Source organism: Bremerella volcania, assembly GCF_007748115.1.
In the GTDB taxonomy this organism is placed as follows: domain Bacteria; phylum Planctomycetota; class Planctomycetia; order Pirellulales; family Pirellulaceae; genus Bremerella; species Bremerella volcania.
Window position 1 is genome coordinate 4,700,307 of the sequence record NZ_CP036289.1, and the last position, 14,797, is coordinate 4,715,103.

Below are 14,797 nucleotides of genomic sequence, written 5' to 3' on the forward strand. Positions count from 1 at the left end.
CCATCTGCCGGCAAAGCCTTTTCTAAATCAAAATGCCACAAAATTTACCGGCAGATTTGCATATCCTTTGCGGTAATAAAGTGGTATCAATGGTAGTTGCACACTCACCACGAATGCCCCCACCCAAACTCCCCCTGCCCCGCCTCCGCTGCTTGCCGATCAGCTGGCAGTACCTGCCGTTTTCCTGGGCCTGTTGACTCATGTCGAAGACCTCGAATCGAACTTATTCGCTGCGATTTGCACTATGCGCTACCGCTTTGTTGGTTGCGCTCGCAAGTACCCTCCGCGCCGAGCCTCCTTCGCTTGCCGAGTTGAAACGCACCGGCCTCGAGCGTTCTCGCTTTCATGCGGCAGTCGCAGAAGCCAAATCGCTGACCTCCGATGGCCAGCCACCCCAGGCCGATCTGGAAACGTTCAAGTCGACGATCAAGCCGCTGCTGTCGCAATACTGTTACGACTGCCATGGTCCTGACACCATGGAGGGGAACGTGCAGGTCTCTGCACTCGATCCGGATCTACTGCGAGGCGGCGATACGGACTGGTGGACCGAGGTCTTTGCCGCCGTCACCAAAGGGGAGATGCCCCCGCCTGACCAATATGAAATGGGAGACGCCGAGCGTCGCCAGATTGTCGATTGGCTATCCCGTGAACTGGAAGCGGCATCGGCCCTGCGTCGCCAGTCAGGCACCCATTCGGCCTTCCGTCGTCTGACCCGCTACGAATACAACTATGCCCTGCAAGACCTGCTCGGTCTGCCGTGGGACTTCGCCAAAGACCTTCCGCCGGAACCCCATTCGGAGGAAGGCTTCGAGAACAGCTCGGAGCTGCTTCATCTCTCTGTCTCCCAGTTTGAAACCTACCATCGTCTGGCCCGCGAAGCCCTCGACCGTGCGTCGTTTATCGGCGATCGCCCCCCCACGCTGTATTGGGGCGTTGCCATGGAAGACGCAGCCAGCCGCGAGTGGAAGCAGCAGGACGACAAGATCAACAAAGCGAAGAAAGACCACGCCGATAACCCAGAGAAGCTGGCGGCGGAACTCGCCAAGCTGGAGAACAACTTTCACCAGCCGCATTCCACCGCGTATTACAAGCAGCTCTCGACCGGTCGAACGGCCAAGGCCGAGTGGTCTTACCATGGCGCCAAGTACGCGTTCGCTCCAACCGATGCGAAGCCTGAGTTTCCTGCCAGCCACGACTGCGTAGCAATCCTGCCGGCAAACCGTCGACAGAATCTGATTGTTGAACTCGGCAATCGCTTGCCTGACGAAGGCACCATGCGAGTCACCGTCAGGGCTTCGCGTGTCAATAGCGACAGCCCAGGCTATCCGAGCCTGCAACTACTGTTTGGCTGGCAAGCGAGCAACGAAGGACGAGCACTGCTTCGCGTCAGCGACGAAGACGTTCCTGTCACGGCGAGTGCTGATGATCCTCAGCTGATTCAATGGGACGTTCCCCTGGGGGAAATCTACCCGCGTAACTCGGTTCGTAAAACATCCTCGATGGGAGCCATCCCCAGCCCTTCTGAATACATCCGCATCGCGAACAGCGCCGCGTCGTCCGGCGACGTGCAAATTGATTACGTCCTGGTCGAAGCCCCCGTCTATCAGCAGTGGCCGCCCGCATCGCACACCAATCTCTTTTTCGCCAGCAAGCACTCCGGGGATGAACTCGCTTATGCCCGCGAGATCCTGCAGCGTTTCATGTCTCGCGCTTGGCGACGCATACCGACTGACGCGGAGGTCGACCGCAAGCTTGCTCTCTTCAAGATGATGCGTGCCGAGTGCGATCACTTTGAAGAGGCCGTGCTCGAAGTCTTAGCGACCATCCTGTCGTCTCCCCAGTTCTTATACGTGGCCCAATCGCCTCCCGCCGAACGTGCCAACGAAACAACCGCGACCACTTCGGCCATTGATAACTACCGCCTGGCGTCGCGTCTTTCGCTTTTCCTGTGGTGCAGCTTGCCCGATGACGAGTTGCTGAAGTTAGCCGAAAGTGGCAAGCTGTCCGGCAACACGGTCCTGGCTGCCCAGGTCGAGCGGATGCTCAAGGATCCGCGCAGCGATCGACTTTCCGAGCACTTCGTACATCAGTGGTTGAATCTGGAACTGCTCGGGTTCGTCAACTTGAAGCAGATCGATCCCCTTCTGAAAGAAGCGATGCAGCACGAGCCGGTTGCCCTTTTCGACGAAATCCTCGATCAGAACGCGAGCGTCCTCGACTTTTTGCACTGCGACTACACGATGGTCAATCAGCGTCTGGCTCAGCACTACGGCCTTTCCGGCGTGTACGGCAATCACTTCCGCCGCGTTCCGCTCGAAGGAGACTTCCGGCAAGGGGGCCTACTCACGCAGCCAGGCGTCTTGGCGATGAACTCAGATTACCCCGACTCGCATCCCCTGAAGCGAGCCATCTGGTTACTCGAATGTTTGCTGGCCGATCCGCCGCCGCCACCTCCGCCTGCGGTACCGCAGATTGACCTGGCCGATCCTGAGATCGCGAAGATGACCCTCAAGGAGCGGATCGAGAATCATCGCAATCACGCGGCGTGCAAGTCGTGTCATGTGAAGATCGACCCGTGGGGGATCGCCTTCGAAAACTACGACGCGCTCGGCAAATGGCGGAACGATATTCGCGGCAAGCCGGTCGATGCATCCAGTCAGCTGTTCAACGGCGAAACGCTTTCCGGCATGGACGGCCTGAAACGCTTCCTGCTGGAAAACCGACAAGATCAGTTCATGCAAGCCATGACCAGTAAGCTCGCCACGTTCGCCCTGGGACGTCCCCTTCGATTCGAGGATCGGGCCGAAGTCGATGCCATCACCGCCCAGGTCCGTCTGGAAGGGGACGGCCTTCGCACGATGATCCACACGATCGTTCAAAGCGATTTATTCAAGTCACAATAATAGTTTTAGGACACCGCAAGTAATCCTCGCAGGCGGTTCGCCGCTGGCCCACCACTGCTGAAAGTAACGAGTCATGGGATTGAATTTTCGTAGCCTGGATCGACGACGGTTCTTACGCGGAAGCGGTGTCGCACTCGCCTTACCACTGTTTGGCTCGCTGCTTCCCTCGTCGGCGTTTGGGGAACCGCAACCGGTGAATCCGAAGCGACTGGGCTGCTTCTACTTTCCCGACGGCGTGCCGATGCCGCTGCCGGAAGATCCTTCGTACCACGACTGGTCGTGGTTTCCGCACGGCGATGGGCAGGAGTTCACCTTCTCCAAGGTCATGCAGCCGCTTGAGCCACTCAAGTCGGAGTTGACGATACTCTCTGGCTTCTCGCATCCACGCTCGCGCGACGTTCACGGGCACAACAATGCCGACCAGTTCCTGACGGCCGCCCCGACCGGAGGCGGCGATCGCGAGTACGCCAACACCATCTCACTCGACCAGGAATACGTCAAGCATGTTGGCGATCAAACGCGGATCGCCTCGCTGGTGATGTCGACCGATGGGGGAACCGGCACGGCCCGCGGAACCCATACGATTTCGTTCGATCGCAACGGACGCCCGATCCCTGCCGAGCATCGCCCGAAGCAGATCTTCGACATGTTGTTCGTGAAGCGAAACGGCGACTCTGCCCGACGCCTGGCCCTCAGCCAGAGTGCTCTCGACGAGATGCTGGCCGATGCCAATTCGCTCAAGAAGTCCCTTTCGACGCACGACCGACATCGCCTGGACGAATACTTGGACTCGGTCCGTCAGGCCGAGATCAAGGTCGAAAAGGCGAAGCAGTGGCTTAACGTGCCGCTGCCCACGGTTGACGGTGACTTGCTCAATTTGGAGTTGACCACCGATCAGCCGCGTGAGTATCTGCAGACGATGTTCGATCTGATCTACCTGGCATTCAAGACCGACTCGACGCGGGTAGCGACCTATCAAATCGGCCGCGAAAACGGCGTTGGCCGCAGCGACCATCTCGCCCGGGCCGTTGGCTTTAACCTCGCTCATCAGTTGTCGCATGAGACGAAGAACCCGGACGGCTGGAAAAACTTCGGCATCTATTGTCAGTTCCTCAACGAAGAGTTCGGACGCTTTCTCACTAAACTGAAAGAGACGCCGGAACCGGCCGGAACCGGCAGCATGCTCGACAACACCTTGCTGCTGATGGGCTCGGCCTCCAGTGCGTTCCACCTGTCTCGCAACTATCCGCTGATCCTCGCCGGTGGCAAGCAGATGGGCCTGAAACATGGCCAGTACATTAACCACGCCGGGATGAACTTCCAAGGGGGACCTTGGCTGGGCAAAGGGGAACCCTGGCAAGACAAGGCCAAAGGGGTCGACATTCCCCTTTCCAATCTGTTCGTCACGATGCTGCAGCGACTGGGCACCGGCGCTGAGTCGTTTGCGGACAGCACCGGAACGATCGCCAACATCTAAACCGCGTTACTTGCCGTCGCTCACGCGGTACAGGGCTTTCTCCGTCCGCAGCAGGATGTCGTTGCCATCGACCCCTAAGCTGGCCAAAGCACGCTCGCCGAGATCGTTCTCGGCGACAACCACATATTCATCTCCTGGCCGCACCACGGTCGATTTGCCTGCTTCGTCCAACAGGTAAATCAAGCCACCGGCATACAGTAGCGACGACGAGAAGTTCCCGCCGACACGTTCTTTCCACACGACATCGCCGGTCAGTCCATCCAAGCACGATAGAATCCCGTTGTCCGAGATAATGTAGACCGACGTTCCAACCGCCACGAGCGAAGGGTTCAGCGGCACGTTGCGATCGACGACGAACGCCACGTGCGAATCGGTCACGTCCCCTTGCCCGTCCGGCCGCATGGCCATCAGCGTTGCTCGGTCGTAGCCGGTGCAAACGTAGACCAGCCCGTTCGCAAAAATCGGACGCGGCACGACCGAGTACCCTTTGCCATAGCCGACGCGCCAAATCTCTTTTCCATTGCTCGGATCGACCGCCATCACCACGCCGCTACCGGCTGAAATCAGCTGCGTCTTGCCGTCGACACCAATCAGCAGCGGCGTGCTGAAGGAAAAGTACTTCGGGATGTCAGGCACATTGCGTTCGGTTTTCCAGGCCACGTCGCCGGTCGTTTTGTCGAGGGCAATGACCGCCTGCATGTCGGAACCGTCGATGCTGAAGATGAGATGATCACCCCAAATCACCGGCGATCCCCCATTTCCATGCGTCGGCCGATAGGTCAGCTCTTGCGTGCTCCAGACGATCGAGCCATCCTTCTGCCGCAAACAGGCCGTTCCCATGTGACCGAAGTGCACGTAAACCATTTCTCCTTCGAGGTACGGGGTGGGGCTGGCATGGCTGTTCTTGCCATGGATCCGCGGAGCCGTTTCGCCGTCCTGCAGGAAGACCTCGACGTCCCAAACGATCTTTCCCGTATCTGCGGCCAGGCATAACGTGCGTAACGAGTGATCCGCCTTCTTGTCTTCACTCTGGGCAACGGCGGTCGTCAGGAAGATGCGATCCCCGGCAACCACCGGCGAAGACCAGCCTAGCCCCGGCACTTCCTGCTTCCAGGCAATGTTTTTGTCGGGGCCCCACTCTGTGGGCAGGGTCACGCCTTCGGCAATCCCCTGCCCGGTCGGACCTCGGAACTGATGCCAATTGGATTGGGCCGCGACGTTACCGGCGAAACAAGTTCCACTCAGCAGGACAAAGGCCAGCAGTAAAAGGGAACGACTAAATCGCGACAAGGGGAAGCCGATCAAGCGGGAGGGTTTCATAGGTGTCTGTTGGGTGAGGTAGGACAGTTCAGCGGGTTTTCAGGAAGTCTTATTAATTTAACTAAGAGGCCGAGTGATTAACACATGATTTTCAACGAGGAACGGGAAGCGCATGCGCAGCATGCTCCGGTCCCCTCGCCCCTTCTGGGCGAGGGTTAGGGTGAGGGGCAGTTCGCTTGATGGAAGCGCATGCGCGAACGAGGTTCCAAATCATCAGGAGCTACGTCCGGCGATGCCAGGCAAAGGTCGTTCATGAAACCCTCACCGTAGCCCTCTCCCTGCAAGCAACATTTTGCATCAGCTAGCATTTTGACGTTCAATAAACAACTTACGCCAACGCTGTCACTGACAGCACGGCGTTTAAGTCGTTTCGCGAACATGCTTGGTGCTAGCTGATGCAAAATGTTGCTGCAAGGGAGAGGGGACAGGATTTTTAGGGTGGCCCGCGTTCTTGCGTTTGGCTTGCGTTTTGCAATCGTCGTTCGGGTACCATGCTCACGTTTGAGTGGGCATGGTCTTCGCATGGATGACCCAGAGAATTTTGCAATTCGATGTCGGCGAACTTCTTCGCATACCCATGCGGGCGCAGGCATGGCCCCCGTGCAGTTGATTCATTTTCCAGCAGCTTCTTCAGCCGTTTCAGTTCGCTTCCTTGCCGGTCGAGCACTTTCAAATGGAACGTGACCCAGGCAAGCGCGCGATCCAACTCTGCGGAGCGGGGCACGCGCAGCCCGTCGATAATCTCGCCGGTCAGGTGTGTCCGCTTGGGTTGTTTCGGGCGTTTCGGCCTCGGTGGTGCCAGCGGAATGGTCGCGGCCGGGGTTGTTTCTTCGCAGGCAACGGACTGCTCGACAGTTTTTTCCTGCGGTGCAGGATCGACGGCAATAACCAACTGACCGACGACATCCTCCGGGATTTCCACCATCACCCCACACGAAGAACACACGAAGTATTTTTCAGCGCGCACCACGACCTGGGGCTTGCGCTTGCCGCCTGGCTCAGGTTGTTGGTGAATGGATGACATAGTCGTGCTCGTTGAAATTGAGAAAGGGAGTGACCCGAGGACTGTTCCTGCAATTTATGAGCGAAGCGCTTCAGTGAGATAGTGCGCCTCGAAAAAATTTTTTGAAAAGATTCCGCAGCGAGATCGTCCGTGACTACCTTTCCAGCCAATGAGGTAAAAACCAACCGACATGGCTTGGTTCGCCGCTAGAGAAGCTCGATCATTTTCAGAAACTTTTTTTTCTGTAACCGGGCCCCTTTCTTTGGTAAATACCGGTGGAAAGGAATACCCATGGCGGAGTTAAACCCCACGGAGCAGTTCATTCAGCTGCTTACCGAGAACCAGAACCGGCTTTATGGCTACATCTTCTCCCTTATTGGAGAGCGAAGCCATGCAGCCGACGTCCTGCAGGAGACGAATGTCGTCCTGTGGCGGAAGATTGACCAGTTCGATCACCGTAAGCCATTTCTCCCCTGGGCATTCACGATCGCTCGCTACCAGGTCCTGGCCAATCTTCGCGATCGCAAACGAGACCGCGTGCTGCTTGATTCGGAATTGGTGGAAACGATTTCGAGCGAGGCAGAATCGATGGCCGAACAGATCGAGTCGGTACGCGACGCACTGAGCCGCTGCCTGGAGCGGTTGAATTCCTCGAACCGTGAATTAATCGAAAGCCGCTACTTCGAGGCGAAGCCTCTGGACGAGATGGCCCGCGATTCCAGCCGCACCACCGGTGCCATCAAGGTTGCTCTGCTGCGTATCCGGAAGCAGTTGGGGGAATGTATCCAACATCGACTGGCCACCGAGAGTTAAGCGCATGAACGAGAATTACTCCGAAATCGAGTCGCTGCTATACGACTGGGAAGCTGGCACCATCAGCGATGCCGATCTCGCTCATCTTCAGACGCTGCTGAAAGAAGATCCCGAGGCACGCCAGTTCTACGTGCAATGGCAGATGCTGACGACGACCCTCGACTTGCAGCCCCATGCGGCCCGGCCCAGCCTGACCGACGATTTACTCACGCGGTCGCGACCTCAGCACGCCCAATCGATATCGTTCGGATGGGCCTCGATCGCGGCGTTTGCCCTGGCCGCTTGCGTGCTTCTGTCGGCCGGGTTGATTTGGTCCTTTTTGTCTGTCGGAAGTGGATCGACTCCCATTGCTTCCAGGGGTGGAGGGGAACCCCAAGAGAACACTTCGCAAGGCATCGCCATTTTGACGCGTCTGGTCGAGCCAGCCTGGCCCGAGGGACAGCCAGCGCGTCAAGTTGGCGAAGCATTGACTTCCGGCCGGTTTCAACTAGAGGATGGCGTTGCCCAGATTGAATTCTTCTGCGGTGCGACGGTCGTGCTGGAAGGTCCGGCTGATATCGAGTTGGAATCGTCCAGCCATGCCCTCGTTCGTCAGGGCAAGATTCGCGCGATAGTTCCCCCGGCGGCACGCGGCTTTTCACTCGATACTGACAAGATGAGAGTCGTCGACCTGGGCACGGAATTCGGCATGGCCGTCTCCCTCGACTCGGTCGAAGTGCAAGTCTTTGACGGCGAAGTCGAATTGCACCCTCAAGCGAAAACGGCCCGGCGAATTACCACCGGCCAAGGGGTCAGCGTCGGGAAAGCAGGCGATTTGATCGACTCGGCGACGCGACCGGAAGCGTTCATTGGGATTGGTGAGCTTGAATCGCTCAGTCTGCAGCAGGATAAGCAGCGGTATGCCCAGTGGAAGACCTGGTCCGACGCGATTCGCGGTGATTCACGTCTGGTGACTTACTATGCTTTCGACCAGCTAACCGACTGGCAGCGCCGCCTGGGGTGTGATCGGGTCCCGGCCAACCGCGATCTGGATGGTGCGATCATCGGTGCCAAAGTCGTCAATGGTCGTTGGCCTGAAAAGAACGCCTTGGAGTTCAAGCAACCGGCCGACCGCGTGCGGGTCAACATTCCCGGCGAGTTCACGTCGTTGACGTTTTCGTGCTGGACGCGAATCGATAGCCTGGACCGCATGTACAACTCGCTCTTTCTGACCGATTCGTACGACAAGGGAGAGCCGCACTGGCAGATCCTCGATTCAGGCCAGTTGTATTTCTCGATCCGACCCGTCGAACGAGCTATCAACAACGGTCCGAAAGACTACAAGGCGTTGTCTCCTTCCTTTTGGAATCCTTCACTGCAAGGGAAGTGGATTCACCTGGCCGTTACGTGCGATTGGGACTCGCGCACCATCGTGCATTACCTCAACGGGCGCGAGCTGAGCCGCCACGAGGTGCCTGCCGCGCAGATGCCGGAAACGGCACAGATCGGCACCGCTTCGATCGGCAACTGGGAGCTTCCTACGCTTCCCGACGCCGAGTTCGCCGTTCGTAACCTGAACGGCCGTATTGACGAGTTCATGATTTTCTCTTCTGCCCTGACCTCCGATGAAATTCAAGATATCTATTACCATGGTAAGCCCTAAGACATTTGCTGTTCGTCTCGCTATGGCGATCGCCTTGCTAGGCTTCGAGGGACAAGCCAAAGCCGCCGAACCGGTGAAAACCACCACCCCAGAGGCGGAAACGCTTTTCACGCTGAAGGTTCTGCCGGTACTACAGGCCAAATGCTTCGGCTGTCACGGCAGTGATACGGCGGACGTGCGCGGTGAGTACAACCTGTTGACGCGTGAGGGGATGCTGGCCGGTGGCGAGTCAGGCGAACCTTCGCTGGTGCCTGGCCAGCCGGAAGAAAGCTCGCTCTTTCAGGCCGTTCTCTGGAACGGCTACGAGATGCCGCCGAAGGAGAATGACCGCCTTAGCGAGGCTCAAATCAAAGATCTTGGCAGTTGGATCGCAGCCGGTGCCCCATGGCCTTCGCCTGAGCGACAAGCCGAGATTCGCAATGCCGAGTGGGAGAACCTGACCAACGAAGAGGGGCAACTGGTCAAGACCAGCGGTGGTACGTCCGACGAGTGGACCAATCGCCGTTACGATCCGCACGACCTATGGGCATTTCAGAAGCTTGCTGACAAGAAAGAGATCCTCGCGGACGAACCCGCATTGCACGAAGCGATCGACCGACTCGTCGATCAAAAGCTGACCAACGCCAACCTTCCCGCGGCGAAGCAGGCCCAGCCGCGGCAACTGATCCAGCGTGCGACCTGGGACCTCTTGGGGCTGCCACCAACGCCGGAAGAGATCGACGCGTTCGAGCAGGCGTGGGCCGCTGATGCTGATCAGGCCTGGAGCGATCTGATCGACCGACTACTGGAAAATCCCCGCTACGGAGAACATTGGGGACGCCATTGGCTCGACGTCACGCGCTACGCCGACACAGGCGGCATGGCCAATGACTACGAGCGCTCGAACATGTGGCGGTACCGCGATTACGTAATTCGTTCGTTCAACGAAGACAAACCGTACAACGAGTTCGTTGTCGAACAACTGGCGGGTGATGAACTGGCCGATCAGTCGGTCCGAGAGCGTACCGGCGGCAAACAGCAAAACGTCTATAAAGTGCAAGAGAGTGGTGCCTACAACCAGCAAGAGGCCGAGTGGATCGTCGCGACCGGTTTCCTGCGGATGGGTCCGTGGGATAATGCGATGGTCGAAAACGACGAGGCTCGGCAAATCTATCTCGACGATCTGGTCAACATCACCGGTCAGGCCTTCCTCGGCCAGACGATGCGCTGTTGCAAATGCCACGATCATAAGTTCGATCCTCTGCCCACCCGCGACTATTACCGGATGTATTCGGCCTTCTCAACCACGCACATGGCCGAGCGAAACGTGCCGTTTTTGCCCGAAGAGAATCAGGCCCGCTTCGACAGGCAGAAGCAGCACGTCGAGCGGATGCTGAAGTTCGCCGTTGACGAGAAGAACAAACTCGTGGAGAAGCGGGAAGCGGCCGCGAAGCAGTGGTTCGAAGAACATAGCTTGCCTTACAAGGACGAAGCGCAGCGTCGCGATCTTCCTGACGATGAGAAGCCACCGCGGCATTGCGGTCTCGATCACGTCGAGCAAGGACAGCTGAAAGTGCGCGAACAGGACGAATGGATCTGGACGCGCCGCTTGGAGCGTTTCGAGCCGATGGCGCAAAGCGTGTACAACGCCCCGGCCTCGCAGATCGGTGGCACGTTTGCCCGCAAGCTTCGCATTAAACGGCCTAAAGCGCCGAAGACCGATGTGGTTCAGCATATCTTGATTGGGGGTGCCTTATCGGCCCTGGGAGATGCCGTGCAACCAGGCGTTTTGAGTGCCGTCGGTATTCCCACCAGTCCCTCTTCGGAATCCCCCTACCTGTTAACGTCGGATATCGATGGCCGGCGATTGGAACTGGCTCGCTGGATTGCCCACCCTGAAAACGGGCTGACATCGCGAGCCATCGTCAACCGCATCTGGCAGTATCACTTCGGTCAGGCAATCGCCGCGAACCCGAACAATCTGGGAGCCAAAGGGGGCAAGCCATCGCATCCCGAACTACTCGAATACCTGGCGGCTGACTTTGTCGACAACGGCTGGACCATCAAAAGACTGCATCGCGAGATCATGCTTACCCACGCCTATCGCCGTTCGTCAATTCCGGTCGCCCCTGAGCAGATCTCCGAGATCGATCCCAACAATCAATTGCTCTCGCACTTCCCTCGCCGAAGACTCCGTGCGGAAGAGATACGGGACGGTATTCTGTCCATCACCGGCGAACTGGTTCATTGCCAAGGCGGCTTGCCGGTCATGCCGGAGATCAACATGGAAGTGGCCCTGCAACCACGAATGATTCAGTTTTCGCTGGCGCCGGCCTACCAGCCGTCGGCCACGCCGGACGAGCGGAATCGGCGAACGATCTATGCCTATCACGTTCGCGGCCAGGCCGATCCCTTCACCGAGCTGTTCAATCAACCGAACCCGAACGATTCGTGCGAACTTCGCGAAGCGGCCGCCGTCACGCCTCAGGTGTTCACCCTACTCAACAGCGACACGATGATCGACCGATCACTCGCGTTGGCCCAGCGGTTGGAAGCGTCCAGTAAGAAGGGCACCGCGCAGATCGACTTAGCATTCCAGTTGGTCCTCGGACGTCATGCGACGGAGAAAGAACTTGATCGGCTCACTCGTTACGTAGCAGACATGCAGGTCTACCATGCGTCTAAGAGTCCGCAGCCGGTGAAGTACCCCACGGAGATCACGCGTTCGCTGGTCGAAGAGTTCTCCGGCCAAGTGTTCGAGTATACCGAGATCCTGCCGGTGTTCGAGAATTACCAACGGGATACCAAGCCAGCGGATGTCTCCCCCCAGACTCGGGCGCTGGCCGATCTTTGCCTGCTGCTGTTGAACTCGAACGAATTCATGTACATCGACTAAACGTCCTTGGAACCACTCCAACGGTAATCTTATGAATCCCCATCAACTCACCCGTCGCCAGGCCCTTTACGGTTTGGGAGCATCGCTCGGCAGCGTCGCTTTCTCGTCCCTGCTCAGCAGCAGCGCTGCCGCGGCCCCCAGTCACGATTCCCCTCTTTCGCCGAAGAAGCCAATGCTTCCGGCCAAGGCCAAAAACGTGATCATGCTCTTCATGGAAGGGGGCCCCGGGCACATGGACACCTTCGACCCGAAGCCGGAGTTGTCCAAGCGGCACAAGCAAGAGTCGAAACTGACCGGCGGCCTGGAGAAAGGTTTCAAATTCTTCGTCGGTAGTCCGTTCAAATTTAACCAGGTGGGCGACAACGGGATCTGGATGTGCGATCAGTGGAAGTACCTGTCCGACCCCTATGTTGCGAATGAGCTCTGCAACTATCGTGGCTGCCAGGCAGAATCGTTGAACCATCCCGAAGCCCTGTATCACATGAACACCGGGAGCCGACTCGGTGGCGATCCGGCCATCGGCGCGTGGGCGACTTATGGCCTGGGGACGGAGAACCAGAACCTGCCCGGCTACGTGGTGATGACGGAGTTAGCGTTGCCGCAAGGTGGGCCTGGCAACTGGAGCAACGGCTTTCTGCCGCCGTACTATCAAGGCACTCGTCTGCGGCCGGAAGGATCTCCGATCCTCGACCTGGCGCCCCCAGCCTATAAATCGCGCGAGCACCAGCGCCGTGCACTGGATGAGTTGGCGGCGTTGAATTCGAGTTACCAGCAGTCGCTCGGCGTGGAAGACAAACGCCTTCTGGCACGTATGGAAAGTTACGAACTCGCATTCCGCATGCAAGCCGAGGTTCCTGACGTGATCGATCTTCAGCAAGAGACCGAAGCGACGCAAGAGATGTATGGACTCGATCAACCCGAGACGAAAGCCTTCGGACGACAATGCCTGATGGCTCGCCGATTGGTTGAGAAAGGGGTTCGCTTCGTTCAGATCTTCAGTGGTGGCTGGGATAGTCACGACTACCTCGAGCGAGGACATACCTCTCGAATCAAGAGCGTCGACAAACCGATCGCCGCGCTGATTCGCGATCTGAAACAACGAGGGCTCTTGGAAGACACGCTCGTCATCTGGACGGGCGAATTTGGACGCACGCCGGACAACAACAAACGGGGTGGCGTCTACTCGCTCGGACGCGGACACAACAACCAGGCCATGACCATGCTGATGGCCGGTGGCGGCGTGCGTCCTGGCATTGTCGGAGCCACCGACGAACTGGGACGCTCAGCGGTCGAGTGCGTTCATCCGATCCGCGATCTGCACGTGACGCTGCTCCATCTGCTTGGTTTAGACGACAACAAACTCACGTACTTTCATGGGGGTCGCTTTAAGCAACTAAGCCAATTCGGCGGAGAGGTCATTCCCGAACTGATCGCGTGATGGCAACTCAAACTTTTTTGTCGTCTTTTCACCAACCACTGACGAGCTTCGACAATTTCGGGCATCGCTTCACTTTTTCCTGACACCTGTTTTTTACGAACGGATACGATTAGCTGAGTTGCCTGGTGATTTCATCTTTGAGTACCTGTCTCATCACCTACTGTCTCAAATTCACCAGCCCAAGATGGACTTTTCCGGCAACGAGTCGATGGCTTGCCAATGCCCAACTCGGACAAGCGACCGTCGCAATTTCACAAGCACTCTTCGTCTACTTTTCATCCATTCAGGAGAACATTCAATCATGCTCAACGCACGTCATCGAACGGCCTTTACGCTAGTCGAACTCTTAGTGGTGATCGCCATCATCGGTGTCTTGATCGCGCTATTGCTGCCAGCGGTACAACAGGCGCGCGAAGCTGCCCGACGCATGCAATGCAGCAATAACCTCAAGCAACTTGCGCTCGGCTTTCACAACCATCACGACACGTTCGGCCAGTTTCCGCCAGCATTTCGCGAAGATATTTCCGTCGACAGCAATCAACCCAACTGGGCTTGGGGAGCGTTCATCTCGCCGTTCATCGAAAACGGAAACGCGACCGATGCCATGAACTTCCCCCAGGGAACTGCCCTGCAAGCCATCGACAACAGTACGATGCGAGCCGTCATGACCCAGGCCGTCGATGCGTTTGTATGCCCCAGCGACACCACCAGCGGCATTAACGACGTCCGTAAAGTGAACGCCAGTAGCGGCCAACACTCGACCGCGCTATCGAACTACGTCGGAAACCTGACGCACGAACGATACAACTACAAAGAGCAAGGCAGCGGTGCGTGGCAGTTGCAAACCGGCATGATGGCCGCCGGCACGCAATTTGGCATGCGAGATGTGACCGATGGAACTTCCAATACGATCTTGCTTGGTGAAAAGGTGTTCGAAAACCTGGGGCCAACGTGTGGCACGAACGGCAGCGGCGTCCCTTACGTCGCTCGAGCAGGTCTCGTTTATGTTGCCCGCGGTTCCAGCAACACCAACTGGCGAAGCTCCAACGACGTGACGTTTAATGGCGACGGCGGCATCAACGACTGCTCGATCTGGGAGTTCCCCCAAGGCGTTTCGAGTCGGCATCCTGGGGGCGTTCAGTTCGCACTGGTGGATGGTTCAGTTCGCTTTGTTGCCGAAACGATCCAGCATGCCAATGACGTTCAGCCGAACTCGACCTACGAGTATCTGCTTTCTCGAAACGATGGCCAGGTGATCAGCGAGTTTTAATTCGCGACTACCTCTATGGATTCGGTTATTGCCGGTTCGAGTATTGTTAGCGCGGC

General features: G+C 57.7%; 9 protein-coding genes. 7 read left to right on the top strand and 2 right to left on the bottom strand.

Annotated elements, in window-relative coordinates:
• Positions 1-200: 200 nt before the first annotated feature.
• Positions 201-2,903 (top strand): DUF1592 domain-containing protein, encoded by a 2,703-nt coding sequence (locus tag Pan97_RS18570; protein ID WP_144975164.1) that lies wholly within the window; start codon positions 201-203, stop codon positions 2,901-2,903.
• A gap of 73 nt (positions 2,904-2,976) precedes the next feature.
• A complete protein-coding gene (locus Pan97_RS18575) occupies positions 2,977-4,380 on the top strand; it encodes a DUF1552 domain-containing protein (protein WP_144975166.1) in 1,404 nt (467 codons plus the stop codon).
• Between the two features lie 6 nt (positions 4,381-4,386).
• On the opposite strand, the gene Pan97_RS18580 is transcribed toward Pan97_RS18575, so the two are convergent.
• Positions 4,387-5,700, bottom strand: a complete 1,314-nt coding sequence (locus Pan97_RS18580; protein ID WP_144975168.1) for an outer membrane protein assembly factor BamB family protein — start codon at positions 5,698-5,700, stop codon at positions 4,387-4,389.
• A gap of 433 nt (positions 5,701-6,133) precedes the next feature.
• Positions 6,134-6,724: a hypothetical protein gene (locus tag Pan97_RS18585; RefSeq protein WP_144975170.1), complete on the bottom strand. Its 591-nt coding sequence runs from the start codon at positions 6,722-6,724 to the stop codon at positions 6,134-6,136.
• 270 nt (positions 6,725-6,994) lie between these two features.
• Between Pan97_RS18585 and Pan97_RS18590 the strand changes: the two genes are divergently transcribed.
• The 5 genes from Pan97_RS18590 (at position 6,995) to Pan97_RS18610 (ending at position 14,741) form a co-directional block, all read left to right on the top strand.
• Positions 6,995-7,516 (top strand): sigma-70 family RNA polymerase sigma factor, encoded by a 522-nt coding sequence (locus Pan97_RS18590; RefSeq protein WP_144975172.1) that lies wholly within the window; start codon positions 6,995-6,997, stop codon positions 7,514-7,516.
• Between the two features lie 4 nt (positions 7,517-7,520).
• On the top strand, positions 7,521-9,158 hold the full coding sequence (locus tag Pan97_RS18595) for a LamG-like jellyroll fold domain-containing protein (RefSeq protein ID WP_144975174.1): 1,638 nt from the start codon (positions 7,521-7,523) through the stop codon (positions 9,156-9,158).
• Positions 9,145-12,033 (top strand): DUF1553 domain-containing protein, encoded by a 2,889-nt coding sequence (locus Pan97_RS18600; protein ID WP_241676320.1) that lies wholly within the window; start codon positions 9,145-9,147, stop codon positions 12,031-12,033. Before Pan97_RS18595 ends, Pan97_RS18600 begins: the two co-directional genes overlap by 14 nt.
• A gap of 31 nt (positions 12,034-12,064) precedes the next feature.
• Positions 12,065-13,471: a DUF1501 domain-containing protein gene (locus Pan97_RS18605; RefSeq protein ID WP_144975176.1), complete on the top strand. Its 1,407-nt coding sequence runs from the start codon at positions 12,065-12,067 to the stop codon at positions 13,469-13,471.
• A gap of 301 nt (positions 13,472-13,772) precedes the next feature.
• Positions 13,773-14,741 carry a DUF1559 domain-containing protein gene (locus Pan97_RS18610; RefSeq protein WP_165698844.1) on the top strand — a complete coding sequence of 323 codons (969 nt, stop codon included), beginning with the start codon at positions 13,773-13,775 and terminating at the stop codon, positions 14,739-14,741.
• The last annotated feature ends 56 nt before the right edge of the window (positions 14,742-14,797 follow it).